Annotated in this window: 26 protein-coding genes and 1 tRNA gene; 10 read left to right on the forward strand and 17 right to left on the reverse strand. The window is 60.5% G+C overall.

Annotated features, from left to right (window positions below; all coding sequences use genetic code 11):
• Positions 1-29 precede the first annotated feature (29 nt).
• The 5 genes from AC1DE4_RS01050 to AC1DE4_RS01070 all read right to left on the reverse strand — a co-directional run bounded on the left by AC1DE4_RS01050 (position 30) and on the right by AC1DE4_RS01070 (position 4,178).
• On the reverse strand, positions 30-380 hold the full coding sequence (locus AC1DE4_RS01050) for a DUF805 domain-containing protein (protein ID WP_477879521.1): 351 nt from the start codon (positions 378-380) through the stop codon (positions 30-32).
• 117 nt (positions 381-497) lie between these two features.
• Positions 498-1,124: a nucleoside triphosphate hydrolase gene (locus AC1DE4_RS01055; RefSeq protein WP_018857688.1), complete on the reverse strand. Its 627-nt coding sequence runs from the start codon at positions 1,122-1,124 to the stop codon at positions 498-500.
• Entirely contained in the window at positions 1,121-1,903 is a 783-nt protein-coding gene (locus AC1DE4_RS01060) for an ATP-binding cassette domain-containing protein (protein WP_062372930.1), read from the reverse strand. The genes AC1DE4_RS01055 and AC1DE4_RS01060 overlap by 4 nt, the downstream gene beginning before the upstream one ends.
• Positions 1,903-2,982: an ABC transporter permease gene (locus tag AC1DE4_RS01065; RefSeq protein WP_062372933.1), complete on the reverse strand. Its 1,080-nt coding sequence runs from the start codon at positions 2,980-2,982 to the stop codon at positions 1,903-1,905. Before AC1DE4_RS01065 ends, AC1DE4_RS01060 begins: the two co-directional genes overlap by 1 nt.
• Positions 2,983-3,152: 170 nt before the next feature.
• The gene (locus AC1DE4_RS01070) at positions 3,153-4,178 is read right to left on the reverse strand and encodes a substrate-binding domain-containing protein (protein ID WP_477879524.1); all 1,026 of its coding nucleotides are present in this window, start codon (positions 4,176-4,178) and stop codon (positions 3,153-3,155) included.
• A gap of 233 nt (positions 4,179-4,411) precedes the next feature.
• Between AC1DE4_RS01070 and AC1DE4_RS01075 the strand changes: the two genes are divergently transcribed.
• Both AC1DE4_RS01075 and AC1DE4_RS01080 read left to right on the forward strand, forming a co-directional pair.
• Positions 4,412-5,659, forward strand: coding sequence for an ROK family transcriptional regulator (locus AC1DE4_RS01075; RefSeq protein ID WP_018857692.1), 1,248 nt, complete (start codon positions 4,412-4,414; stop codon positions 5,657-5,659).
• The gene (locus AC1DE4_RS01080; protein WP_062372941.1) at positions 5,643-6,125 is read left to right on the forward strand and encodes an RbsD/FucU family protein; all 483 of its coding nucleotides are present in this window, start codon (positions 5,643-5,645) and stop codon (positions 6,123-6,125) included. The genes AC1DE4_RS01075 and AC1DE4_RS01080 overlap by 17 nt, the downstream gene beginning before the upstream one ends.
• Positions 6,126-6,128: 3 nt before the next feature.
• Here AC1DE4_RS01080 and AC1DE4_RS01085 read toward each other — a convergent pair whose 3' ends face one another.
• The 4 genes from AC1DE4_RS01085 to AC1DE4_RS01100 form a co-directional block, all read right to left on the reverse strand.
• A complete protein-coding gene (locus tag AC1DE4_RS01085; RefSeq protein ID WP_477879526.1) occupies positions 6,129-7,166 on the reverse strand; it encodes a 4-hydroxyproline epimerase in 1,038 nt (345 codons plus the stop codon).
• Between the two features lie 763 nt (positions 7,167-7,929).
• Complete coding sequence (locus AC1DE4_RS01090; RefSeq protein WP_477879528.1) at positions 7,930-8,298, reverse strand: surface protein; 369 nt, start codon at positions 8,296-8,298, stop codon at positions 7,930-7,932.
• A 197-nt stretch (positions 8,299-8,495) separates the two neighbouring features.
• On the reverse strand, positions 8,496-8,819 hold the full coding sequence (locus AC1DE4_RS01095) for a hypothetical protein (RefSeq protein ID WP_477879530.1): 324 nt from the start codon (positions 8,817-8,819) through the stop codon (positions 8,496-8,498).
• A 101-nt stretch (positions 8,820-8,920) separates the two neighbouring features.
• Positions 8,921-9,907 carry a GlxA family transcriptional regulator gene (locus AC1DE4_RS01100; RefSeq protein ID WP_477879532.1) on the reverse strand — a complete coding sequence of 329 codons (987 nt, stop codon included), beginning with the start codon at positions 9,905-9,907 and terminating at the stop codon, positions 8,921-8,923.
• A gap of 117 nt (positions 9,908-10,024) precedes the next feature.
• Between AC1DE4_RS01100 and AC1DE4_RS01105 the strand changes: the two genes are divergently transcribed.
• The 3 genes from AC1DE4_RS01105 to AC1DE4_RS01115 all read left to right on the forward strand — a co-directional run bounded on the left by AC1DE4_RS01105 (position 10,025) and on the right by AC1DE4_RS01115 (position 12,947).
• The gene (locus AC1DE4_RS01105; protein ID WP_477879534.1) at positions 10,025-10,597 is read left to right on the forward strand and encodes a cysteine hydrolase family protein; all 573 of its coding nucleotides are present in this window, start codon (positions 10,025-10,027) and stop codon (positions 10,595-10,597) included.
• A gap of 178 nt (positions 10,598-10,775) precedes the next feature.
• Complete coding sequence (locus AC1DE4_RS01110) at positions 10,776-11,246, forward strand: aminoacyl-tRNA deacylase (protein ID WP_025658755.1); 471 nt, start codon at positions 10,776-10,778, stop codon at positions 11,244-11,246.
• Between the two features lie 507 nt (positions 11,247-11,753).
• Positions 11,754-12,947: a succinylglutamate desuccinylase/aspartoacylase family protein gene (locus tag AC1DE4_RS01115; RefSeq protein WP_169679186.1), complete on the forward strand. Its 1,194-nt coding sequence runs from the start codon at positions 11,754-11,756 to the stop codon at positions 12,945-12,947.
• 173 nt (positions 12,948-13,120) lie between these two features.
• Here the strand turns inward: AC1DE4_RS01115 and AC1DE4_RS01120 are convergent.
• The 3 genes from AC1DE4_RS01120 to AC1DE4_RS01130 all read right to left on the reverse strand — a co-directional run bounded on the left by AC1DE4_RS01120 (position 13,121) and on the right by AC1DE4_RS01130 (position 17,000).
• Positions 13,121-13,197 (reverse strand) — tRNA-Arg (locus tag AC1DE4_RS01120).
• Positions 13,198-13,319: 122 nt separating this feature from the next.
• A complete protein-coding gene (locus tag AC1DE4_RS01125) occupies positions 13,320-14,843 on the reverse strand; it encodes an ATP-binding protein (RefSeq protein WP_477879537.1) in 1,524 nt (507 codons plus the stop codon).
• A gap of 156 nt (positions 14,844-14,999) precedes the next feature.
• Positions 15,000-17,000 (reverse strand): methyl-accepting chemotaxis protein, encoded by a 2,001-nt coding sequence (locus tag AC1DE4_RS01130; RefSeq protein WP_477879539.1) that lies wholly within the window; start codon positions 16,998-17,000, stop codon positions 15,000-15,002.
• Between the two features lie 447 nt (positions 17,001-17,447).
• Here AC1DE4_RS01130 and rpmH point away from each other — a divergent pair, with 447 nt between their 5' ends.
• The 4 genes from rpmH to yihA all read left to right on the forward strand — a co-directional run bounded on the left by rpmH (position 17,448) and on the right by yihA (position 20,587).
• Entirely contained in the window at positions 17,448-17,582 is a 135-nt protein-coding gene (rpmH, locus tag AC1DE4_RS01135) for a 50S ribosomal protein L34 (RefSeq protein ID WP_016552555.1), read from the forward strand.
• Between the two features lie 21 nt (positions 17,583-17,603).
• On the forward strand, positions 17,604-18,005 hold the full coding sequence (gene rnpA / locus AC1DE4_RS01140) for a ribonuclease P protein component (RefSeq protein WP_477879541.1): 402 nt from the start codon (positions 17,604-17,606) through the stop codon (positions 18,003-18,005).
• Positions 18,005-19,801, forward strand: coding sequence for a membrane protein insertase YidC (yidC, locus tag AC1DE4_RS01145; RefSeq protein WP_477879543.1), 1,797 nt, complete (start codon positions 18,005-18,007; stop codon positions 19,799-19,801). Before rnpA ends, yidC begins: the two co-directional genes overlap by 1 nt.
• Positions 19,802-19,927: 126 nt before the next feature.
• Positions 19,928-20,587, forward strand: a complete 660-nt coding sequence (yihA, locus tag AC1DE4_RS01150) for a ribosome biogenesis GTP-binding protein YihA/YsxC (protein ID WP_018857704.1) — start codon at positions 19,928-19,930, stop codon at positions 20,585-20,587.
• Between the two features lie 52 nt (positions 20,588-20,639).
• Here the strand turns inward: yihA and AC1DE4_RS01155 are convergent, their stop codons facing one another.
• The 3 genes from AC1DE4_RS01155 to AC1DE4_RS01165 form a co-directional block, all read right to left on the reverse strand.
• Positions 20,640-21,197, reverse strand: a complete 558-nt coding sequence (locus tag AC1DE4_RS01155) for a fasciclin domain-containing protein (RefSeq protein WP_477879545.1) — start codon at positions 21,195-21,197, stop codon at positions 20,640-20,642.
• A 127-nt stretch (positions 21,198-21,324) separates the two neighbouring features.
• Complete coding sequence (locus tag AC1DE4_RS01160; protein WP_018857706.1) at positions 21,325-22,044, reverse strand: anti-sigma factor; 720 nt, start codon at positions 22,042-22,044, stop codon at positions 21,325-21,327.
• Entirely contained in the window at positions 22,041-22,580 is a 540-nt protein-coding gene (locus tag AC1DE4_RS01165; protein WP_112823941.1) for a sigma-70 family RNA polymerase sigma factor, read from the reverse strand. The genes AC1DE4_RS01160 and AC1DE4_RS01165 overlap by 4 nt, the downstream gene beginning before the upstream one ends.
• A 134-nt stretch (positions 22,581-22,714) precedes the next feature.
• On the opposite strand from AC1DE4_RS01165, the gene argB reads away from it, so the two are divergent.
• The gene (gene argB / locus AC1DE4_RS01170) at positions 22,715-23,602 is read left to right on the forward strand and encodes an acetylglutamate kinase (protein WP_018857708.1); all 888 of its coding nucleotides are present in this window, start codon (positions 22,715-22,717) and stop codon (positions 23,600-23,602) included.
• A gap of 33 nt (positions 23,603-23,635) precedes the next feature.
• Here the strand turns inward: argB and AC1DE4_RS01175 are convergent, their stop codons facing one another.
• Positions 23,636-24,409: an isocitrate lyase/PEP mutase family protein gene (locus AC1DE4_RS01175; RefSeq protein ID WP_018857709.1), complete on the reverse strand. Its 774-nt coding sequence runs from the start codon at positions 24,407-24,409 to the stop codon at positions 23,636-23,638.
• Positions 24,406-25,485, reverse strand: a complete 1,080-nt coding sequence (locus tag AC1DE4_RS01180; RefSeq protein WP_025658746.1) for a bifunctional transcriptional activator/DNA repair enzyme AdaA — start codon at positions 25,483-25,485, stop codon at positions 24,406-24,408. Before AC1DE4_RS01180 ends, AC1DE4_RS01175 begins: the two co-directional genes overlap by 4 nt.
• Positions 25,486-25,535: the final 50 nt, after the last annotated feature.

A 25,535-nucleotide genomic window follows, 5' to 3' on the forward strand; every position in this document is an offset into this window, starting at 1 on the left:
GGCCATGGCAAACACTTTGCCCGCGACACTCAGGCTGGTGCTGCACCATATTCGTTGGAGCCGGGCGTGCCGGGGGTGAGATACCACACGAGCAGAACGATCCAGCCCACCAGCGGAATGATGCCGACGAGAATCCACCAGCCGGAGCGGCCGATATCATGGAGGCGGCGGACCGCCACGCCGAGACCCGGAAGCAGCACGGCAAGCCCATAGACGGCGCCGAGTATTTCGCGGCCGAAGAGAAGATAGTCGACGGCGCCCAGAATCACCGAGGCGATGACGTTGAAGAGCGCAAACCACCAAAATTCCGGGCGACCGGCGCGGCCGCTTAAAACCGCGTATTTAGAGAAGACCGATGAGACTGCTTCCGTGAAACTCATGCGCTCTTCCTTCATGTCCACACAGGGTGCCAAACCGCAAAAGTTGTATGAAGGTGAGCCTGCAACGATTCCATCAGGCGATGCAAGTCCCGGCATTCAGCCAGACCGCCAGACAGGTCAGGCGATCTCGAGCGTCACATCGGCCCTGCGGCGATTGCCAAGGATCAATCGACCATTAGGCAAATCGTTGCCGTAAACCTTGGCGCTCGCTTCTTCCTCTGTCAGCTTGTAGCCGCGCCAACGCGCCCACAGCCGTTCCTCGAGCACCTCGATCGGCGGGGCGAGCATGACAGAGTAGTCGAAGATACCTTCGAGCTCTGCCCATTTGCCCTGGCTGAAGAGCAGGTAATTGCCCTCGACGATAATGAAGCGATGCTCCGGCGAAACCACACGCGCCGAGGCGATGGCGATTTCCCTGGACCGGTCAAAGACAGGGATCAGCACGTCCTGGTCGGCGGGACGCACGGCCCGGATGATATCGAGAAAGCCCCTGACGTCGAAGGTTTCCGGGATACCCTTGCGCGCCAGAAGACCGCGTTCAATGAGGATGGCATTGTCCATGTGGAAGCCATCCATCGGCAGGACCTCGGCCGTTTCGCCCCTGGCTTTCAGGGCGTCGGCGAGGTTGTCCGCCATGGTGGACTTGCCAGCGCCGGGCGGGCCGGCGATGGCGATCAGGAAGCGCTTGGTGTCACCGGCGCGATCGATGACCTCGCCGGCGATTTCATCGATCGTTGCACTCATGCGGCAACCGGCTCCGTCGGAGCGGCTTTGGCGCCGGTCATGAAGGCGACCGCATCGGACATCGTGTATTCCTTCGGATTGATGACCGTCAGGCGACGACCGAGCCGGTGGATATGGATACGGTCGGCAACCTCGAAGACATGCGGCATGTTGTGCGAGATCAGCACGATCGGCAGACCGCGCGAGCGCACGTCGAGGATCAGTTCCAGAACCCGCCGGCTTTCCTTAACGCCGAGAGCCGCCGTCGGTTCGTCCATGATAACCACCTTCGAGCCGAAGGCGGCCGCACGCGCCACCGCCACACCCTGGCGCTGGCCGCCCGAGAGCGTTTCCACCGCCTGGTTTATGTTCTGGATGGTCATCAGGCCGAGTTCGGTAAGCTTGGCACGGGCCGTCTTTTCCATCGCCTTATGATCGAGCTTGCGCAGGTATTGCCCCATAAAGCCCGGCTTGCGGATTTCACGGCCAAGGAACATGTTGTCGGCAATCGATAGTGCCGGCGAAAGAGCCAGATTCTGATAGACCGTCTCGATACCCGCCTTGCGGGCGTCGATCGGCGAACGGAAATGCACCGCCTGTCCTTCCAGGCGGATTTCGCCTTCGTCCGGACGGACAGCCCCGGAGATCGCCTTGATGAGCGAGGATTTGCCGGCGCCGTTGTCGCCGATAACGGCAAGGATTTCGCCTGGGTAGAGATCGAAGTCGGCATGGTCGAGGGCCGTGACTCGGCCATAACGTTTGACGAGGCCGCGTGCGGTGAGAATCGGTTCCTGAGCCATCAGCCTGCTACCTTTCTAATCCACTGGTCAATCGCGACGGCAGCAATGATGAGCACGCCGATCAAGAGATAAGTCCACTGCACGTCTGTGCCGAGCAGGCGCAGACCGAGCGAGAAGACGCCGACGATCAGCGCGCCGAAGAGCATGCCGAGGATCGAGCCGCGCCCGCCGAAGAGCGAGATACCGCCGATGACAACCGCCGTAATGGATTCGATATTGGCGAACTGGCCCGCGGTCGGAGAGACGGAACCAAGCCGGCCGATCAAGGCCCAGCCGGCGAGCGCACAGATCACGCCCGAAAGAACGTAGACTGAAATCAGCATGCGCTTGACGTTGACGCCGGATAGTTGCGCCGCTTCCGGATCGTCGCCGACTGCATAGAGATGCCGGCCCCATGCTGTGTGGTTGAGCACGTACCAGAGCAGAGCCACCAGCAGCACCATGACGATGACGCCATAGGTGAGAACCGCACCGCCGAAACGGAACGTGTTGCCGAAGAACTGCAGCATCGGTGCCGTCGCCTCGATGTCCTGCGCCCGGATCGTCTCATTGGCCGAATAGAGGAAATTGGTCGCCAGCACGATCTGCCACATGCCGAGCGTGACGATGAACGGCGGAAGCTTCATGCGTGCGACGAGCACCCCGTTGATATAGCCGCAGAGCGCGCCGAGGGCGAAGCCGCAGAGAATGGCGATGCTCGGCGGAAAGCCGTAGCGGAAGACGAACTGCCCCATCACGACGGAAGAGAGCACCATGATGGCGCCAACCGACAGATCGATGCCGGCGGTCATGATGACCAGCGTCTGGGCCGCGCCGACGATGCCGGTAATCGCGACCTGCTGCAGGATCAGCGTCAGCGCGAATGCTGAGAAGAACTTGCTGCCAAGCATGGCTCCGAAGATGATCAGCGACAGTACCAGCACGATCAGCGAGACGGCCGAAGGGCTGGAATGCAGGAAATGCTGAAACTTCTGAAGGGCCGTCCGGTCATGTGTGTCGAACGAGGCGACCTCGGTCGAGCTTTCCTTGAGAACTTTTTCGTATTCGTGGTGCGGTGCGGCTGTTGTAGGCTCGCTCATGGATCTTTCTCCCGCCTGACCCGCGCTTTCGGGGGCGCATCGCTGCCCCGCTTCCAGCGTGAGTTATTTTAGCGCTTTCGAATAAGCTGCACCCAGTTCGGCGTGCTGTCAAAGATGAGTCGGGCAGCGGGGGCGGCGCGCGCCCCCGCCTTCATCTCGGCTGCGGCTTCTCAGCCCCAGCACTTTTCCATGCCGGCCTTGGTGTCGATCGACTCGACACCCGAAGCGGGCTTGTCGGTCACCAGCGAAACGCCAGTATCGAAGAAATTCTTTCCTTCGGTCGGCTTAGGCTTTTCGCCGCTGTCGGCGAACTTCTTGATGGCTTCCATGCCGAGCGCAGCCATCTGCAGCGGATACTGCTGGGAAGTCGCACCGATCACGCCTTCCGTGACGTTCTTGACGCCCGGGCAGCCACCGTCAACGGAGACGATCAGGACGTCCTTTTCGCGTCCGACGGCCTTCAGGGACTGGAAGGCGCCGGCAGCGGCTGGCTCATTGATCGTATAGACGACATTGATGGTCGGATCCTTCTGAAGAAGGTTCTCCATCGCGGTGCGTCCGCCTTCCTCGTTACCGTTGGTGACGTCATGGCCGACGATGCGCGGGTCGTCCTCGTCACCGATCTTTTTGACATCCTTCGTATCCATGCCAAAGCCCGTCATGAAGCCCTGGTCCCGGAGGACGCCGACTGTCGGCTGTGCCGGGGTCAAGTCGAGAAACGCGACTTTCGCGTCCTTGGCGGCATCGCCGAGGGTTGCGAGGGCCCACTGGCCGATCAGCTTTCCGGCAAGGAAGTTGTCGGTGGCGAAGGTGGAATCGGCAGCATCGATAGGATCAAGCGGCGTATCCAGCGCGATCACCAGAATTCCTGCGTCCCGCGCCTTTTTCACCACGGGAACGATGCCCTGCGTATCGGAGGCGGTCAGCAGAATGCCTTTAGCGCCGTCAGCAATGCAGGTTTCGATTGCGGCAACCTGGGTTTCACTGTCGCCGTCGATCTTGCCCGCGTAGGCCTTCAGCGTCATGCCGAGTTCCTTGGCCTTCGCTGTCGCGCCTTCCTTCATCTTGACGAAGAAGGGGTTGGTGTCGGTCTTGGTGATGAGGCAGGCGGAAACATCCGCGGCCATTGCCGGCGCCGAGAAGGCGACACCGAGGGCGAGCGCGCCAAGCGCTGCGGAAAGCACTGATTTCTTCATTTAATCCTCCCAGAAATAGCCGACCCACCCCCTGGCGGTGCCGGAATTGACGAGCACAAGAACGCTGCAGTCTCGCCGACGGGCCTCCTCCAAGCCGTTCTGTGCCGTTTGACGAGGGTAATTAAGAGCGAAAGAAATCGCCTTGTCAATAAATAAATCCAATTGAATTATTAATTCGCTATGGCATGCTGAGCAAAAATAGCGCATAGGCCACGAGACGGGAGGAGCGGCCAATGTCGTCTTTAGACGGTCCGGTTCACACACCGGCCCAACCGCCTATATCGAGTCCCGCGGGCGGCGCGAACCAGATCAGGGTCCGCGCCTATAACGAGCGGCTTGTGCTGTCGCTGGTGCGCCTTTACGGCTCCCAGTCGAAGGCGGATATCGCACGCCGCACCGGCCTTTCGGCACAGACGGTGTCGGTCATCATGCGGGCACTGGAGAAGGAAGGGCTGCTCTCTCGCGGCGAGCCGGTGCGCGGGCGCGTCGGTCAACCCTCGATCCCGATGCGCCTCAATGCCGACGCTGTTTACTCGTTCGGCGTGAAGATGGGCCGACGCAGCGCCGACCTGGTGCTGATGGATTTCGTGGGCAATATCCGCCTGCAACTTCACCAAACCTATGCCTATCCGCTGCCCGAGGTTTTCCTGGACTTCATTACGTCAGGCATCCGCGAGCTTGAAAGCCGGCTCGACGAGCAGCAGCGCAGCCGCATTGCCGGCATCGGCATCGCAGCACCCTTCGAGCTTTGGAACTGGGAAGAGGAAGTGGGATCGCCCAAAGGCGCGATGGACGTGTGGCGCGACTTCGATCTCCACGCAGAAATCGCCGCCCGCGTGCCCTACCCCGTTTACCTGCAGAACGATGCGACAAGTGCCTGCGGCGCCGAACTCGTGTTCGGTATCGGGCCGTCCTATCCCGATTTCGTTTATTTCTTCATCGGCTCCTTCATCGGCGGCGGTATCGTTCTCAATTCGGCAATCTTTTCCGGTCGCACGGGCACAGCCGGAGCCATCGGCCCCCTTCCCGTTCGCGGCAAGAATGGCGAAACACTGCAGTTGCTCGAAGTTGCCTCGATCTTCGTGCTGGAGAACATGCTGCGCGAGCGCGGCATTGACCCGCAGCCGCTCTGGTATTCGGCCGACGACTGGATCGACTTCGGTGAGCCTCTTGAGACGTGGATCCAGGACACCGCCAAAGCGCTCGCACAGGCAATCGTCGCCGCGGCCTCGATCATCGACTTCAGTGCGGCCGTCATCGACGGTGGCTTTCCCGGATGGGTACGGGAACGGATTGTGCAAGCGACGATCCATGAAGCAGCGATGCTCGATCTGCAGGGCGTTGTCATGCCGGACATTATCGAAGGCGCGGTCGGCGCTCATGCGCGCGCCATCGGCGGCGCCAGCCTGCCGATCTTCGCGCGCTACCTTACGGACCAGAACGTTCTATTCAAGGAGGTCGAATATGCTGAAGGGACTTAACCCGCTTCTGAGCCCGGACTTGCTTTCGACCTTACGCGCCATGGGGCATGGCGACGAAATCGCCATCGTTGACGGCAACTATCCCGGTGTCGAACATGCAAGGCGGCTGATCCGCCTCGATGGCCACGGTATCGTACCCGTGCTCGATGCCGTTCTCAGCGTCCTGCCGATCGACGACTTCGTTCCGGATGCGATTTTCCGGTCGACCGTAAAGGCCGAGCGCGACAAGCTCGACCCTGTTCATGAAGAGATAATCGATTGCTGCGCCCGCCACGAGCCACACCGGCAGGTCGTGCCGCTGGTCGGGGCTGACTTCTACAATCGCGTTCGGGCCGCTCACGCCGTCATCCAAACAAGCGAACCGCGACTTTACGCCAACGTCATCCTGCGGAAGGGCGTCATCTACCCAGAGCAGGCGGGCGACCACGCCGTTGAAAAGGCAGAGGTCGACCCCTTTACCTATTGAGCGTCAGATTTCCCCTGCCAATGGCCCCCAGACATCAGTTAGGGCAAAGCCACCCGGATGCGGATCGAAGGGATCGAGCGCGACCTGCGAAAGACCAAAGGTAAAGCCACGCCCGGCGATCGTCGGAATGATCGCGGCACGGCCGGCGACTTCGGTTTCCGCCAGCAGACCGACCTCGAACTCCGAACCAATGATCGAGCGCGACTTGAAGATGTCGCCGACCTTTGCCTCGCCACGCGCATGGCGTGCTGTGAGGTTGGCGGAATTGCCCGTGCCGCAGGGCGAGCGGTCGGCGCGCCCCGGCCACATGGTCGTGCAGGTACGAACGGTGCCGTCCGGCTCGAGGTCGCGGAACATGACGTAGGCAACGCCCGAGATCGCTGGAATTTCCGGATGGACAACCTCGATGCTGCGGTTGATCAGCTCCTTCAGCACCATGCCGGCCTGCACGAGCGCCGCGGCATTGCCCTTCTCGATCGTCAGGTTGATCTGTCCGACATCGACCAGCGCGTAGAAGATGCCGCCGTAGCAGATATCGACCTTGATCTTGCCCCAGTGCGGGGTGTCGACGTCCACGTCGAGCTCATGCACGAAGGACGGAACCATGGTGAGCTTGACCTTCTCGCAGCGCCCGTCGCGGCAGGTCGCCGTCGCCTTGACGAGGCCCGCGGCCGTCTCCAGCGTGACGATGGTTTCCGGCTCCTTCATCTCGACGATGCCGGATTCCAGCAATGCGGTGGTGACGCAGATCGAGTTCGAGCCCGAGCTTGCATGCGCCTGGTCAGGCTGCAGGATGATGAAGGCCGCATCGGCAGCCGGATGCTTCGGCGGCAACAGCAGATTGACGGAGCCGATCGGCGCGCCGCGCGGCTCGAGGCAGAGAAAGCGGCGCAGTTCCTGGCCCTTCGGATCGGTGTTCAGCCAGTTCAGCTGTTCGGCGACCGTATTGCCGGGGATCTTCGGCACACCGCCGATCGCGACCTTGCCGATTTCACCTTCCGCGTGGACATCCAGAAGCTGGATCGTGCGCTTCCATCTCATTCGTCAACTCCTCTCAAGCGCGTGATCTCGCCATCACGCGAATATTGTCCGGCAATATTGTCGACACCCTCCGGCAGCAATCCAGTATTTCGCCAATGAGCTTGGTTCAGATCTCGCGTATCCGCAGGCGCGTGAGTGTCGTTGCAGCCAGTATTCCTGATATATCAGATCGCAGTCGATTGCCTACGGGGAATCTTCGCCGGTGAAAAACTTCCAGGCGACACTGCGGCTGACGGCATAAAGCCAGCGTACCGCAGCTCCGAAAAACTGGGCCGGCACAGCGCTGATGATTTGCAGGAAGGACCGAAAAAGAAAAGAGCCCGGTGCGGGAGGAGGTGCACCGGGCTCTTGATCCTGACTGACAACTGGGAGGAGGAGTGTTGTCAGTCCGATGAAGGAGCGCTGGGAGGAGGAGTGCGCTGCCTTCGAGGTAATAGATAGCCCATTGTTTCGATCAGGAATAGGGAGATTACCGCAATGCAGCATTGCGGTGCCCGCATAGCTCCACCAATCTTGCAGCCTCTTTTTGCGGCATATTTGATCGACTGATCAATTTTTCTTAAACAACGTCGGCCGTGAGATTGTGCCTGCGGCGGCGAGAGACGGCAATCGGGTAACGCCGTCCCGAAACGATCTCGGGGCACCGCAGATCTCCTGGTTGGCCCGGAGACCCCGCCAGCACAGAAAAACATCACCAAAGGTTGAAGAAAGAAGATGACGGAAAGGCGAGAATTCGTCTCGCCTTTCCCTCGGCTCAACCCCATCAATAGCCGTTATCGCATGGCATGCTGCCATCGCCATTGGTGCCGCCAAATGTGTTCTGACAGTAGGTTTGCCGCTGCATCGGCCGTGCCGGTTGAGTGCCGATCGAGCCGGTCGTACCGCCCTCGACACCGAAGGCTGCCAGCGGATACCAGTAGCCATCCGGACCGCGGCGGGTGCCGGGGCGCTCGGTGCGCGAGCCACGATAGCCGTTCAAGTGACCTGCCCGCTGATTGTACTGCACCATCTCAACGTTCGAGGCACCTGGGAGAGGAACCTGCTGCACAGGTGCCGCCTGAACGGGAGTGATTGATGCCAGCGCGAGAAGAGTTCCGGCCGAGAGAGTGGAAGCGAAGCTGAACATTTTCATGATAAATCCTCCTTCTGGATTTACCTTAGAAAAATGCGTTCTACCGTAGCAAAGTTCCGCCATCACACGCGGGTTCCTGCATTCGTGATCGGCAGCGACTGTGCGTGATGTGTGGGTCCTGATTTTTTACAGCGCGCACTCGATCGTGGCATGGCGGATCAAGTGATCCGGCCTCGGAACTCAGCAGGCCCGCAAACTCATCTATTTGCGATTCGGTATCCCTGGCTCGACAGGCACGCGATATACTGCCGGTGTGCGGCAGCGGTCGCATTCGCTTCCTCTTGGGCCGGATCGATCGGAGCGCCGGCCATTCCGACGCGCAGTTCGTATTGCTTCTTCGCCTCGCGATACATGAAATTGCCATCGCCGGCGCAGATGTGATGCGCGATGCCCGGCGGATTGAGCGGTGGATCGAAAGGCGTGGCCACGGGCACGAGGGTCGGCGCATTGGAGTCGACGCAACCGGCAAGCGCCGCAACCACCACGCACAACGCAAACGCTCGCCCCATACCCCTCAACATATTCCCTCCGGCCATGCGCCACGAACCGCTGCACGCAGCGCCAAGTTCACCATGGCGTCGTAATATTGCGCCAAGCTAGCGCGTCAGCTCTGCAGCAGCCTTCATGCCCGCCCGGTCAATCCGAAGCGGTTGCGGTAGTCTCCGGGCGATAGCCCCGTGATCTTGTGGAACACCTTTCGGAACGCGCCCGGATCCTCGTAGCCGGCCGCACCCGCAATCTGCTCGACCGTGCGGTTGGAAAACTCCAGCATTTCGCGCGCCTTGCCGATCCGCAGATGCTGGCAATACTCAGTCGGGCGAAGGCCGGTCGCCCTGCGGAAACGACGCAGGAACGTGCGCTCCTCCAGGCGGGCACGCTCCGACATCGCCGCAAGCGTCACTTGGCGCGCACCACTCGCGTGCAGCCAGTGCTGGACCTTCAGGATCTGCTCGTCGCCATGATTGAGACGCGGCGAGAAATTGCTGTAGTTGCGCTGCTCCCTGCCCGGCGGATCGACGAGAAGATAGCGCGCGGTCTCGAGCATGATCGTCGATCCCAACAATCTGTCGACGAGTTTGAGGCCGAGATCGGTCCAGGCCATCAGGCCGCCCGCGGTAATCACGTCGCCATCGTCGATGATAAGCTTGTCGGCGTCGACCCTCACCTCGGGAAAGCGCTGAGCCAGCGCGTCCGCGCAGACCCAGTGGGTCGTCGCCAAACGGTTCGCCAGAAGGCCCGTTTCAGCAAGAAGGAAGGCGCCGACGCAGACGGAACTCAGCGTCGTTCCCTCGGCATGCCGCGCACGAAGCCATTGCGCCAGCGGAGCGGCTTGCTCTGACGTCATCGGGTCGCCGAAGCTCGGCGGCAGGATGAGCACGGCCGGCGATCCGGGAGTGCCGGGTGCCGTATCGAAGACGCGCTCGACCGCTGGCGAGGTTTCTGCCCCTTGCCAATGGCTGACGCGCAGGGCGGGGCCTCCTGACGGCTGCCGGGCAGTTGCGAACCGATTGGCCAGGTGGAAGAGATCGGTCAGACCGTGGACGGCTGCGAGTTGGACGTTCGGATAAAGCAGGATGCCGATCTCGGCCGGCGCGTCGGTTTGGCTCATTTGTCAGTTTTCGCCTCGATAATGTCAATTTCGCCAATCCACACCATGCCGATTCAGACATAGTTTGTCCATCAACGGCGGGGATCGCCCCCGGAAGAACCGAAAGGACACAAGCACATGAGCAAGCGAGCCCTCATCGTCGTCGACATTCAGAACGACTATTTTCCGGACGGCAAATGGCCGTTGAGCGGTGCCGAGGCGGCTGCCGACAATGCGGCGCGGACCATCGCGGCTGCTCGAGATGCAGGCGATCTTGTCGTTCACGTCAGACATGAGTCGGCGAGCGAGAATGCCGCCTTTTTCCTGGCCGGCTCAGAGGGCGCCCAGATTCATCCGAAGGTGCTGAACCGACCCGGCGAGTCCGTCATCGTCAAGAACCATATCAACTCGTTCCGTGAAACGGATCTGAAAGCGACACTCGACCGCCATGGTATCGAGGACGTCACGGTCGTCGGCAGCATGAGCCACATGTGCATCGACGCCGTGACGCGGGCCGCCAACGATTTCGGCTATCAGGTGACGGTCATCCATGACGCTTGCGCAACGCGCGACCTCGAATTCAACGGCACGCTCGTCCCTGCCGCGCAAGCGCATGCGGCCTTCATGGCGGCACTCGCCTTCGCCTACGCCTCCGTGCTCTCGACCAACGAGGCACTCGCCATGCGCGGCGAATTAAGGGTCACGGCTTAGAGGGGGCGGCATCGGGCGCCATTCGACGCGGGCTGACTCTGAAGAGCCCAGATGACCGCCATCGTCCCGTGGCGGTCATCGGCCAACCGACCGACCAGACCCGTTCGCCGTTGACTTCACAGACGATGAGAGGAGAATGCCTGTTATGCCTCCCCACGCAATATAAGGGGTGCCCACGATGACGATAGCAAGGAAACTTCAGGATTATATCGACGGTGAGGGTATCGCGTATGATACCGTCCCGCATCATCGCACAGCGACAACCAGCCAATCGGCGCAAGCCGCCCATGTTCCGGGCAGCCGACTGGCGAAATCCGTCGTCGTGCATCATGAAATGGGCTACGTCCTGGCGGTCGTTCCCAGCACGCACCGGATCGAACTCGGCACGCTGCAAGATGTCATGGACAGGCGCCTCGGCCTCGCCTCGGAAGATGAGGTTTGCTCGCTTTTCGCCGACTGCGACATTGGCGCTGTCCCACCGATCGGATCGGCCTACAACGTGCCTGTGATCCTCGACGAAAGCCTCGGCGACGCCAGTGATGTCTATTTCGAGGGCGGCGACCACACGACGCTGGTGCATATGAGCGGCCCCAGCTTCCGGAACCTGATGAAGGACGCGCAAATCGCCCGCTTCAGTCACCGGCCGTAAGGTCGGGATCTAAAGAGCCGCTCGCAATTCGATTTCTCCGGCAAGGCAATGCGCTGGACGCATGCCAAGAAGGCAACATTTCGCTGTAGGCAGGCTTGCCCGATCAGCGTGCACAGTAGGCTTGACCGATTTTGGAAGGTGGCTCCCCTTTGATCTGCAGCGTCTCGACACCCCTCCCCGTGACAAAATTGCGAGCCATACCAGGACCACAGGCCGGGATCGGATCCGGCAACTTGTGAGTATGTTGCCTGTAGCGCCATAGGGACACGAACGCAGCTTCGGGCGAGATGAAACTGAGAACTCGCACGTGATTGTTATCGCTGTCGACGTCCAGGCATGCCCGCTTCATCTTACTTTCGGATCTTACCGAGTGAAGCCGCAAGATCGCGAGATCGCAAACCTTGCGAGTTCAGCAGCGCACCCTAGTTTGAAATCGTGCACGACTTTTGTAACCGATGTCTATGCCGTTGTTCTAATGTACCTTTTCAAACCACAAAGGCTTCCATCATGCCGGACGAATCTAAAGAAGGCCTCGATCGCCGCCATTTCCTGGTAGCATCCATCGCGACGGTCGGCGCATCCGCCGCCCTTGCCGTCAACGCTGGTGCTGCAAATGCCCAGCAAGCAGCGGCACCCTCTACCAATCCGTCATCAGGAACAGCCTACACCGGCGACGTCATCGACGGGAAGAAGGTCGTCAGCGCGCTTGACGTCAACGACCTGGAGCCCGGCAAGAAGCATGCCCTCTATTTTCAGGGCGTTGAAATGCCCACCGGACAGCACTGGCATGTCTCTGTGGTGGTTGCCAAGGGAACAAAGCCAGGTAAGCGCGCCATCCTTGTCAGTGGTGTGCATGGCGACGAAATGAGTTCTATCCATACAGTCCAGACGGTGATGAACCAGCTCGATCCGGCGGAAATGTCGGGCACGGTGATGGCGGTCACGGACGTGTCCCGCCCAGCCGTCGAAAGCATGCAGCGCAGATGGCCCAATCAGGGCAGAGGCATTGATCTGATCGATATGAACAGGGAGTGGCCCGGGAATGAGAACGGCGCCACCGCGCCCAGCCGGCACGCCGGGCTCCTGTTCAACCGGCTGCTGCGGCCGAACGCCGACTTCGCGATTGACTTCCACACCGGAACAACCGGATTCGAAGTGACAGCGTTTAATATTGGCGGCATGGATCTGCCCGAGGTCAAGGCAATGCTGGAGCTCTATCCGGTCGGCCAGATCTTCGACAACCATGTCTATCCCGGTGTCCTGCATAACGCGTTCATCGACGTGGGAATTCCGGCCTTTACGCCGGAGATCGGCGCTGCGCGGGTGCTGGACCTCGACATGATCTCTCTGTTCGTGGAAGGCACGATGAATGTCCTCAAGCATTACGGCATCGTCGCCGGGTCGATGGGACGCACAGGCAAGGACGTAAGTGTCTTTGTCGGAAACAGCGCCTTCCCGATTCTTGCCACCGCGGGCGGGATCGTCGAGCATCTGGTCAAGCTGAACGACAAGGTCGAAGCCGGGCAAAAGGTGGCCATACAGCGCAACAGCTTCGGCGAGGTAGTTGCGGAGTATACAAGCGGTGTGGCTGGCGAGATAACGGGTCAACGCAGCGATGCAATGTCCGAGCCCGGCAACCCCTTGGTATTCATCCTTTTCAACAAGCCAACGCCTGAAGGCTCCGAGGTCTATCCCGAATAGTTCACCGTGTAGGCGATCCTTGCTCGTCTTCGCAGGACAAGCATTTGCGACGCTCTTGCGCGCACGCCAAGGGTTTGGCGTGTCCACCTTGCTAGCTGCCACACGGCGAGACGCATAGGCTCTCGTCGAAACAAAGCCGCAGCTTCGCAGCATTTTCGTCTTAATGATGGGAATGGCGCACCCGAAGAGATTCGAACTCCTGACCCCCAGATTCGTAGTCTGGTGCTCTATCCAGCTGAGCTACGGGTGCGTGCCGGAAGCGGTCAAACCGCTTGCGTGGGCGGTTCTCTAAAGGGTCCTTTGAGGGATTGCAATAGGCATTCTGAAAAAATCGCGACTTTGGTGGTGCAGAGCTGAAATGCGAAAAATGCATCACTTTTCTTGGAGTGCTCGGCCGCGATAATCGTCCAGGGATACCGGGCGGTCCGGAATTTCGATGCGGAACTGCGTTCCGACCGAGGGTTTTTCCACAAGAGCGATCGTGCCGCCGTGGGCCAGCACCAGTTCGCGGGCGATTACCAGGCCGAGGCCCGTGCCGCCGGAGCGGGCTGAGCCGCGGAAGGCTGCGAAGAGATTCTGTCTGGCTTTTTGCGGCATGCCGGGGCCAGTGTCGTCGACTATGATGCTGACGACGCTGCCGACACGTTGGGCCGAAACCGTGATTCGCTTGATGCCATCCGGTCCCCGCCCCACGCCAGGCACGCTCAACGCCTGCACGGCGTTGCGGCAGAGATTGTGGATAACCCGGAACAGTTGCTCGCTGTCTGCATCGACCTCAAGGTCGGGCGCCATCTGTTCGACGAATTCAATGTCGCTCTGGGCATCGACCGCGAGCATGTCCTTGACGTCCTGTGTCAGGTCGAAAAGCCGGACGCGGCGCCTGCGCGGAGCGGCCTCGCTTGCCTGGCCATAGGACAGGACCTCGGTCGTATAGCCGACAGCGCGGTCGATCGTGCGCAGCAGCTTTGGCGCGAAGGCCTTCACCATAGGATCGTCGACGTCCACGAGGCGGTCCGACATCAGCTGCGCCGAGGCCAGGATGTTGCGCATGTCGTGATTGATCTTGGAGACGGCAAGCCCCAGGGCAGCAAGGTTCTTCTGCTGCTTCAGCGTCTTCTGCAGCTCCATCTGCATCGAGGTCAGGTGTCGGCCGGCAACCGCAAGCTCATCGCGCCCGCCATCGCCGACAAAGACGTTCTGCGGATTTTCCGGATCGGAGGAGAATTGCTGCATGCTGCCCGTCAGCTTGCGAATCGGCCGGATCAGGATCCGGTTGATCGCGAAGAAAACCAGTGTCGCGGTGAACATCGAAATCAGAATGGACAACAGAAAGACGTTGCGGGAATAGACCAGCATTGCATTGCGGAGGTGCTTGTCCTTCATCAGCACTTCCACGCCGGTATTGGTGTCCTGCACCGGGCCATAGACGCGGATCATGCGATTGCCGCCGAAAATCATCGTATCGAGCGCATCGCGGATCGCGATCATCGGCGGCACGTCGGTCAGATCATACTGTTCGTCAACGGAGGTCGGCATATCCGTCGTCGCAAGCAGACGCGAGGTGCCCTCTTTCCGCAAGACGATCGCCTTGGTGCCGGTCGCCTCCAAAGTTTCCTTCTGTAAGGCGCGCGGCAACTCCACCGGCTGCAGGCCATCGATAACGATCGCGGCCGCGGCCGCGGCGTTCAACCGCTCATCCAGCCAGCGCAGACGCATACTGGCAACCGAGGGGAAGAAGATCAGAACCTCGGCCAGCATGATGCAGACAACCGTCAGCCACAGCAGCTTGCCGGAAAGCCCGCCGAACTTTCCGGACGGGCGGTGCTCCGCCCTGTTGGTCTCGTTCCCTGCAGCACCGCTCTGGGGAAGATTCTCGCCTTGATCGTTGGCTTGCATCGTCTTTCGTCCGCTCGGCGCCAGGCGCCCTTCGCGACTTCTATATTAGCCGATGACGGTCCGCTTTCAAATCTTTGAGAGCAACGCCGCTTGCGGCAAAAGGAAACGCCGCCCCGAGGCGGCGTTTCCGATCGGTCGAAAGAGGAAGAGGGCTGATCAGAACTCTTCCCAATTCTGCTCGGCGACGGCGGCATTGCCGGCGAATGCGCGTGCGACGGTCCCCATGGCGCGGCGCGCTGGTGAGGCCACCGGACGATGCTCCTGTTGGCGCGCAACGGCGACAGGAGCCGCGGCCGGCACGTTCGAAACCTTGAAGCGCGAGATGAGGCGGACGAGGCCGTCGGCTTCGCCGGAGAGCTTGTGCGTTGCCGCGGAGGTTTCCTCGACCATGGCGGCGTTCTGTTGCGTCACCTGGTCCATCTGGTTGATGGCCGTGTTGACCTCCTTGAGGCCGGTCGACTGCTCCTTCGCGGCAGTCGCGATCGAGTGAATATGGTCGTTGATCGCGTTGACGCGGCTTTCGATCTGGGACAGCGCCTCGCCGGTGGCCTGAACGAGCTTCACGCCGACCTGGACTTCGTCCCCCGACTTGGTGATCAGGCCCTTGATGTCCTTTGCGGCGGTTGCCGAGCGCTGCGCCAGTTCGCGGACCTCCTGGGCGACGACGGCAAAGCCCTTGCCCGCCTCGCCGGCACGCGCGGCTTCGACACCGGCATTGAGGGCGAGCAGGTTCGTCTGGAAGGCGATCTCGTCGATGACGTTGATGATCTGGCTGATTTCGCGCGAGGCCTGCTCGATGCGGCCCATGGCGTCGACGGCATTGCGGACGACAACGCCCGATTTGCCGGCATCGTCCTTGGCCTCGGACACCATGACGCTGGCCTCCTGCGCGCGCTCTGTCGAATTGTTGACCACGGCCGTGATCTCATCGAGGGCTGCCGAGGTTTCCTCGAGAGCCGCTGCCTGCTGCTCGGTGCGCTTTGAGAGGTCGTCGCTTGCGGCGCGCAGCTCGTTGGTGTTTCCGTGGAAGCCTTCTGCCGTTTCGCGGACTTCGCGTATGGTCGTCTGAAGGGTGGCGAAGGTGCTGTTGACGTTCTGCTGCAGTTCGGCGAAGGCGCCGTGGAAGCTGCCGCGCATCGTCTGCGTCAGGTCGCCTTCCGCCAGGCTTGCAATTACGCGGCGTGTTTCGCCGACACCGGCATCGATACTCGAGAGCAGCTGGTTGATGTTGGTGGCGAACTGGTTGAGGTTCTCGTCACCATAGTCCTTTTCGATGCGGCGGCTGAAGTCGCCGGCAGCTGCGGAAGCCACGACCACGGACATGCTGGACTGCAGATCGTCGCTCTTGGCACGCATGGCGGCCTCCTGCGCGTTCATGCGGCGGACGGCGAGACCGTTTTCCTTGAAGACGGCAACGGCCGCAGCCATCTCACCGATTTCATCCTGACGGCCGGCAAACGGCACGTCGGCATCAAAATTGCCGTCAGCCACTTCCTTGATCGCCTGGGTAACCTTGTTGATCGGACGGCTAAGCTGGATCGTGCCGATGTAGAAGCCCATGCCGATGCCAGCCGTGACGCCGACAACACTGATCGCGATCACGAGCCACAAGATTGAGGTGCGCGAGCTTTCGACGAGAGCATTGACAGCGTCCAGCGTCGCCTTGTCGGTGGCCACGACAGCGTCGATTTCGGCCTGGAAGGCTTTGCGGTTGGCGCGGTTGGCATCGTTGTTGCCTTGCTCGCTGGCAGCCTGCGGGCTCACTTCCGTGCCGAGACGCACTGTTTCGGTGCGGAATGTCCGGAATTCCTTGGCACGTTCAACCAGCTTGGCAAAAGCACCCTTCTGACTTTCGGGAACGAGCGGGGTCCAGGAGGCGATCACATTGTCGATCTGGTCGAGGTTCGCAAGCAGTCCCTTGGCGAAGGTAGCGGCCTCCTTCGTCGTGGGCGCACTGTAAATTCCGCGTGCTTCCATGACCGTCGCCGTCACAAAACGGTTAAGGCGCTCACCGGCGTAGGCGCGATCAGATGCGTCTTCGTAAGCCGACAGATTAGTATCGTATTGATGCACGGCCCAAAGCGCCGTCGCCCCGATCAGCAATGCAACGCCACACATGGCGGAAACAAGCAGATTGATCTTACCTCGAATTTTCAAAGGAAAAGCCCCCCAAAGACTGATGACAAGCCGGGAAAGCATTCCGGCCGATAGCTAAAATTGGCCCAAATAAATTAACGTTAGATTTCGGGTGTTTGGCTGCAGCACTACAAAAAATTACCCGTACTTAATCGCCGCCGCCTCGCTTTTTGCGCGCAGAAGCGTTAGACGCTGGGCAGGATGCGTGCTGTAGTTGAAACTTGAGAAAAATATTACGCCAGCGCATGGCTCACTGCTTGTCACAATGATTAATGCGCTTCACTAAATCTTGTACTCCGGGCGCAAACTCGGAAATTCCCGGCGATAATTGACTTTGGGGGCCTTCATCCGTATAAGCCGCCGCACGTCCGGTCATATAAGGCTTTCGTTAGCCTCGCCCGTTCGAAAAACAACGCTCCTTGCAATATGCAAATTCAAGAAGGGCCGCACTCCGCGGTGTTTAAATAAATGAAGCGTACCTACCAACCATCCAAGCTTGTCCGCAAGCGCCGCCACGGTTTCCGTGCACGTATGGCCACCAAGGGCGGCCGTAAGGTCATCGTTGCTCGCCGCGCACGCGGTCGCAAGCGTCTTTCGGCCTAAGGCCGAATTGCCCGATAAGAGATGGCGGGCGAATTGACGACCAATAACAAGAAAATGACTGCCGGGCGGCTGAAAAGCCGCCCGCAGTTTCTTGCTGTCCGCCAGGGCGAAAAACGAAAAGGCGGTTTCTTCCTGCTTGAGGTGCTCGACCGGAAGGAGCCGGAGACCGAAGCCCGCTTCGGCTTCACCGTCACCAAGAAACACGGCAACGCGGTCGAACGAAACCGCATGCGGCGGCGCCTGAAAGAGGCGGTGCGACTTCATGCAGGGTTTGCAATGCAGCCCGGACACGACTATGTGGTTGTCGCGCGAAGGGACGTGCTGAAAGCATCCTTCAAAGAATTAGCCGCAGAGCTCAAAACTCGCGTCGAGACCAAGCCGAAACACAAGCGGTCCGGAGACGGCCGCCCCAGGAACGTATGATGCAAAACAACCGCAATTATTTCATTGCGATCGCTCTCTCAGTGCTGATCGTTCTCGGCTGGCAGTTCCTCTATATGAATCCGCGCATCGAGGCTCAGCGCAAGGCGGAGCTTGCCCAGAAGGCACAGCAACACACCGAGCAAGTGCAGACGCCTGCGCCCGGCGGCGCAACGACGGCGCAGCCGAACGGGGCGGCTCCCACCGACCAGGTTCCGGCGGTGGCGTCGATTGCAGATGCTCTTGCGAAGAACCCGCGCATCACGATCGATACGCAGGCACTTTCCGGTTCGATCAACCTTGTCGGCGCCCGTCTGGACGACCTCCGGCTCAAGCGCTACCACGAGACAGTCGACGACAGCAGCCCGATCATCACCCTGCTCAGCCCCTCCGAAACGAAGGACGGGTACTTTGCCGAACTCGGCTATATCGGTGGCGACGCGACCGGCAGCGTGCCGGGTCCCTCGACGGTGTGGACAGCGCCGGCTGACGCAAAGCTGACCGAAAAGACCCCGGTCACGCTTACTTACACCAATGACAAGGGCGTCACCTTCGCGCGCACCATTTCCGTTGACGAGAACTACATGTTCACGGTCACGGACAAGATCACCAATGCCGGTCAGGCTCCGGTCGCGCTTTCCGGCTACGGGCGCATCACGCGCTACAACAAGCCGGCTGTCGCCTCCACCTATGTTCTGCATGAAGGTTTCATCGGTGTTATCGGCGAAGATGGACTTGTCGAAAGCAAGTATACCGCCGTTGAAAAAGAAGCCGTCAATATGGCGAACGCAACCGGCGGCTGGCTCGGGATCACCGACAAATATTGGGCAGCGACGCTCATCCCGCCGCAGCAGACCCCCTTCGACGCCCGCTTCAGCCGCTTCACGGACGGACAACCGCGTTTCCAGGCGGACTACAAGCAGAATGCGGTCACCGTCGCGCCCGGCCAGTCGACTGAGCTCAAGAACCTGATTTTTGCCGGCGCCAAGGTCGTTCCTGTCATCGACAACTACAAGCATACGTATCAGATCCCTCGCTTCGATCGCCTGATCGACTGGGGCTGGTTCTACTTCCTGACGAAGCCGATGTTCAGGCTGATGGACTTCTTCTTCCATTACTTCGGCAACTTCGGCGTCGCGATCCTGCTGACCACCATCGTCGTCAAGGCGCTGTTCTTCCCGCTCGCCAGCAAGCAGTACGCTTCGATGGCGAACATGAAGCGTGTTCAGCCGAAGATGGAAGAGCTGAAGGCCAAGTTCGGCGACGACCGCATGGGCCTGCAACAGGCGACGATGGCGCTCTACAAGGAAGAGAAGATCAATCCGATCGCCGGTTGCTGGCCGATCGCGCTGCAGATCCCGATCTTCTTCTCGCTCTACAAGGTGATCTACATCACCATCGAGATGCGCCACGCGCCGTTCTTCGGCTGGATCCAGGACCTTTCGGCGCCCGATCCGACCTCGTTCATCAACCTTTTCGGCCTGTTGCCGTTTGCCGCTCCGACCTTCCTGCATCTCGGCGTCTGGCCGCTGATCATGGGTGTGACGATGTTCCTGCAGATGCGCATGAACCCGACCCCGCCGGATCCGACACAGGCGATGATCTTCAACTGGATGCCGCTGGTCTTCACCTTCATGCTGGCAAGCTTCCCGGCTGGCCTGGTCATCTACTGGGCCTGGAACAACACGCTTTCGGTCATCCAGCAGGGCGTGATCATGCGCCGCCATGGCGTGAAGATCGAGCTCTTCGACAATCTGAAGGGGCTCTTCAAACGAAAGCCGGCTCCGACAGAGAAATGACGAAAGCCCCGCTCCGGCGGGGCTTTTCATTTGTACCCCGCCGCGGTGTCCGACGACTGTGCGGTTGACAAAATCGCCTGGAACCTGAATGCCATAGGCACACTGGATTTTGCTGGAAAAGGCCGAATGACCGACAATAAGAACGACAAGCCGCTGTTCGGGCGCCCCTGGACCTTTATCCGCGGTGTTCCCTCCCTGAAATTCCTGCCGCCGGAAGGACCGCTGGAAGTGGCTTTTGCCGGCCGGTCGAACGTTGGCAAGTCTTCTTTGATCAACGCGCTCGTCAGTCACAAGGGGCTGGCGCGCACCTCCAATACGCCAGGCCGGACGCAGGAGCTCAACTACTTCGTGCCGGAAGGCTATTCGGGCGAAAGCGGCGACCTTCCGCCGATGGCTCTAGTCGACATGCCGGGCTACGGCTACGCGCAGGCGCCGAAAGACCAGGTCGACGCCTGGACGAAGCTCGTCTTCGATTACCTGCGCGGCCGCGCGACGTTGAAGCGCGTCTACGTGTTGATCGACAGCCGCCACGGAGTGAAGAAGAACGACGATGAGGTGCTGGATCTACTGGATAAGGCTGCCGTCTCATACCAGATCGTTCTGACCAAGACCGACAAGATCAAACCACCGGCTGTGACCAAGTTGCTCGCGGAGACCGCGGAAAAGATCAAGAAGCGGCCCGCCGCCTATCCGGCCATCATCGCCACGTCCTCGGAAAAGAGCGAGGGTCTCGATGACCTGCGCGAGGCAATCGCGCAAACGGTCGGTATCGCCAACTGGAAATGAAAGAAGACGCCCCGGTGGAACGGGGCGCCTTCTATTGACCGCCTGAACTAATTTACATCTTCGGCAGCAGAACCTTGTCAACGACGTGAATGACGCCGTTGGATTGCTTCACATCGGCTATCGTGACGCGGGCGACGTCGCCGTTTTCATCGGTGATCGTGATCTTGCCCCTGCTTTCCTTGGCCTTCAGCACGCAGCCGCCGACGGTCTTGATGTCGTGTTCGCCGCCGTCGGCCTTGATCATCTTGGCAACGGTCCTGGCCATCGCATCGGCCGCGACGACATGGCAAGTCAGAACCTTGGTCAGCGTTGCCTTGTTTTCAGGCTTCAGCAGCGTGTCGACCGTGCCGGCGGGCAATTCGGCAAAGGCCTGATTGGTGGGAGCGAATACGGTGAAGGGTCCCTTGCTTTCCAGTGTCGACACGAGACCGGCAGCCTTGACGGCAGCAACCAGCGTCGTGTGATCCTTCGAGTTCATCGCATTCTGCACGATGTCTTTCGTCGGATACATCGCAGCACCACCAACAATCGGATTCTTGGCCTCAGCGACGAAAGCAAATGTGGAAACGGCAACGGCAAGCGCACTCAAGCGCAGGGTGGACTTCATCATGACGGTTCTCCTCTAGCATCCGCTTATGAGACCGGCCGAATGCCGGCATTCCCTTGCGGACATGAGGAGCTACGGAAGGCTCGCAGGAAGAGTTTCAGCGCGAACGCAGGTGTGCCGAAAAAATGTGTTAGCGGCGGTGCGTCGTGCCGCTCGCCACGATCGGGCCCGTGGCCTGGCCTGTCGGAGAGCCGCCAAAGGGCTCGAGGCTGACGGCAAGGGACGCGCCCTCGCCTATGTTGCCGCGCATATCAACCGGTATGACCAGCTCGCCGGTCTGATCCGAAGGAAACACGCCAAGCGACCTTGGTGTGCCGGTTGCCGGAACGAGCCAAAGCTCCAGTGACTTCTCCTGCGGCTTGCCAATAGCTACGGGCACGATCCTCAGCCTTCCGCTCTGCCGCTCATAGGAGGCGAGCAGGTTGACCTGGCTGTTGGCAGCGGTCAGCTCGGCGACGAGCGGTGCCGGTGTTTGAGGCGGCGTGACCGCGACGGTCGCGATTGTCAGTGCACCCGCCGTGATCAGCAGCGAGACGAGCGCAAGACAACGCCAGAAAACGATAGAGCTCCATAGACCGCGCGACGGCACCGCGACAGCTTCCGGCTCACCGAACAAACGTGCTTCGATCTGCTTGAACGTTTCCTGACCGGGGCTGACGACGTCGTAATCGTCGTTGAAAGCGGAAAGGTTGGTCTCCCAGCGGCTGACGATGGCTGCGAACTGCCTGTCGCGGCGCATCCGCTCTTCCACAACCCGCCGATCCTTGAAGGAAAGAACACCAAGAACATACTCACCGGCGAGTACCTCGTCGCGGGAGCGGCCTCCCTTGCTCTGATCCGGCGATGTCATCGTTCCATGCACTCTCTCAGTTTCAAGAGGCTGCGACGCAGCCATGTGCGCATCGTGTTCAAGGGGACGCCAAACTGATCGGCCAGTTCCTGATAGCTCTGCCCTTCGACGTAAGCTTTCTTCACCGCCGTTGCCCGATCAGCTTCCAACTCTTCCATGCAGGTGTCAATCCGCCTTCCCTCATCCTTGATCACAGTCTGTATCTCGGGCGAAGGATCGTCATCCGCGAGGTCGTATGCACTGTCCAGTTCGTCGGCGATTGGCTTGCGCGCGCGCATGATGTCGATTGCCTGGTTACGCGCAATTGCAGCGAGCCAGGAAGACGGTGCCCCCGATCCGGCAGCAAAAACGCCGGCGCGTTGCCAGATCTTGACGTAGACCTCCTGGGTCGCCTCCTCGGCGTCCGTTCTGTCTCTCAAGATACGCAGGCAGATGGAAAGGAGTTTCGGGCTCGTCTCGCGATAGAGCACAGCGAATGCCTTGCGGTCCCCGATCGCAACGAGGCTTATCAAATGTGCGATTTCGTCGCTGGTCATCCCATGCCTCTAGCCAAAGCGCCGATCTTCTCGAGCGCGGTTGCCAGCACATACGGCAAACTATTGGCCTCTGGATTATTCCATCTGTCAAAAACTTGAGATAAAAGGCCGCGATCAATTCCACGGGGTATCCCATGAACCAGTCCGAAAGCGAAACCCAGGCACGCCTCCTAGCGCAGGCCCTGCCCTTCATGCAGCGTTACGAAAACAAGACGATCGTCGTGAAGTACGGCGGCCATGCCATGGGCAATCCCGAGCTGGGCAAGGCCTTCGCGAGCGACATCGCGCTGCTGAAGCAGTCGGGCGTCAATCCGATTGTCGTCCACGGCGGCGGCCCGCAGATCGGCGCGATGCTGACGAAGATGGGCATCGAATCGAAGTTCGAGGGCGGCCTGCGCGTCACCGACGCCAAGACGGTCGAGATCGTCGAAATGGTTCTCGCCGGCTCGATCAACAAGGAGATCGTCGCGCTCATCAACCAGACGGGCGAATGGGCGATCGGCCTTTGCGGCAAGGACGGCAACATGGTCTTTGCCGAAAAGGCGCAGAAGAAGGTCAAGGATCCGGACTCGAACATCGAGCGCGTGCTCGACCTCGGCTTCGTCGGCGAGGTGGTCGAAGTCGACCGCACGCTGCTTGATCTGCTTGCCCGCTCCGAGATGATCCCGGTCATCGCACCGGTCGCGCCCGGCCGCGACGGCGCAACCTACAACATCAACGCCGACACTTTTGCCGGCGCGATCGCCGGGGCGCTGAGTGCAACCCGTCTGCTCTTCCTGACGGACGTCCCCGGTGTTCTCGACAAGCAGGGCAATCTGATCAAGGAACTGTCCGTTGCCCAGGCGCACGCGCTGATCGCCGACGGCACGATCTCCGGCGGCATGATCCCGAAGGTCGAGACCTGCATCGATGCGATCAAGGCCGGCGTCCAGGGTGTCGTCATCCTGAACGGCAAGACCGCGCATTCCGTGCTGCTCGAGATCTTCACCGAGCACGGCGCGGGAACGCTGATCGTTCCCTGAGCCGCGGCTCTGCGCTTTTCCGGGAGTTGTGCTTTAGCCTGCGGCGGCATAGACCGCCGTGGCTGCCTCTTTCAGCTTCTCCATCATCATCCGATAGGGTCCTGGCCCATAGCTGACGCGGCTGACGCCAAGCCTCGCCAGCGTCTTAACATCGGGAGCGCCCGGTCGCATCATGATGTTGACCGGCAAGTCCGAGGCGGTTGAGATTTTCTCGATCAGGCCCTCATCGATTAGCCAAGGCACGAAGAAGCCGTTGGCACCGGCAGCGGCGTAAGCCTTGCCACGCTCGATCGCTGCATCGACCAGTCCTGCGTGCTTTGAGAGATCACCTTCGCGCAGAAACAGATCGGTGCGGGCGTTGATGAAGAAGGTAATGCCACGGCGATCCGCCATCTCGCGAATGGCGCGGATGCGGGCGGCCTGCTTCTCAACCGGGTGCAAGCCTTCACCGCCGACCACCTGATCTTCGAAATTGATGCCGATGGCGCCGGCGTCGATCAGCTTTTCGACATTGGCGGCGGCACCGGCCGGTTCCGTCGAATAAGCGCCCTCGAAATCGACCGAGAGCGGCAGGTCATTCACCGTGGTGATCGACCGCGTGGTGGCAACCAGCGCTTCGAGCGGAATCTTTTCACCATCCCCATAACCCTGCGCGGCGGCGACTGACCAGCTTCCCGTCGCAAGAGCCTTGGCGCCGGCCTCGGTCACGGCCTTCGCCGTTCCGGCGTCCCATATGTTGTAAAGGACGACAGGGTTGCCCTTCTGATGCAGCGCACCGAATGCCTTTGCCTTCTCGGCCTGATTCATTGGATCTCCTCCACAAACAATCCCTTGGTCTTCATCTCATCTTCGTGCCGCAAAAGCCATTGCTTGCGCCAGAGCCCGCCGCCGTAGCCGGTCAGAGATCCGTCGGCGCCAATCAGGCGATGGCACGGGATGACGATTGCCATCTGGTTCGCGCCATTGGCGCGCCCGACGGCCCGCACCATCTGCGGGTTCTCCATGTCACGCGCAATATCACCATAAGCGCGTGTCTCGCCGACGGGTATCTCCATCAGCTTCGACCAGACCTGACGTTCGAAGGCTGTGCCGAAGCCCAGCGCAAGCGGCGTCCGGAACGCAGCAGACCGGCCATCGAAATAGTCCTTCACCTCAGTATCGATCTGATCGATCGCAGGTGTGCGGCCGGCCGCAACCGAGGAGCGCGTCTTGCGCTGCAGCTTATCCAGTTCGGCCGGCAGCGCCTTGCGGTCGTGGAATTCAAGGAGATGCAGATGTGTCTGGTCCGCGACCGCCACCATGGGCCCGAGAGGCGTTTCGAACCAATCGGCAAACAGGAGATCACGCTTCTGCGACATGACAGGCGCCTTGCCGATCAGCCGCTGGAATGCGGCGCGAAAGCCGCTGCCGGACTCATACCCAGCCTCAATCTGAGCATCGATGACACGAGCGCCATTCGCCAGTTGCTTCTCCGCCTCGCCAAGACGGCGATAGCGGGCGATATCGAGGAACGTCACGCCTGTTGATCGCTTGAAAGCCCGCCGCACGGTCGAGGGGTCGTAGCCGCGCGCGATAAGATCGTCCTCCGTCCATCGCGCTGCCGGATTGTTGTCGAGTGCCTCGAGGAGTTCGTCAACAATCGGCTCCCTGTCCGCCTCTTCCAATGGCCGGCACCGCTGGCACGGCCGAAATCCGGATTGCATGCAGGTGGCGATGGAATCGTAGAAGAGGGTATTTTCTCGCTTCGGCTTGCGAGCCGGGCAGGTCAGCCGGCAGAAAATGCCGGTTGTCTTGACGCAAACGTAAGCGCGGCCCTCATAGGCAGGGCTTCGGGCAATCAGCGCGTCGTAGAGCGCATCGTCATTGGGCAGATCGAAGAGCATGAGGCGTTCTAACATCCCTTGCATGCCGCGTCCGCCGCAAATCGGGCGTC

The sequence above is a fragment of the Rhizobium sp. 10N414 genome (assembly GCF_056394785.1).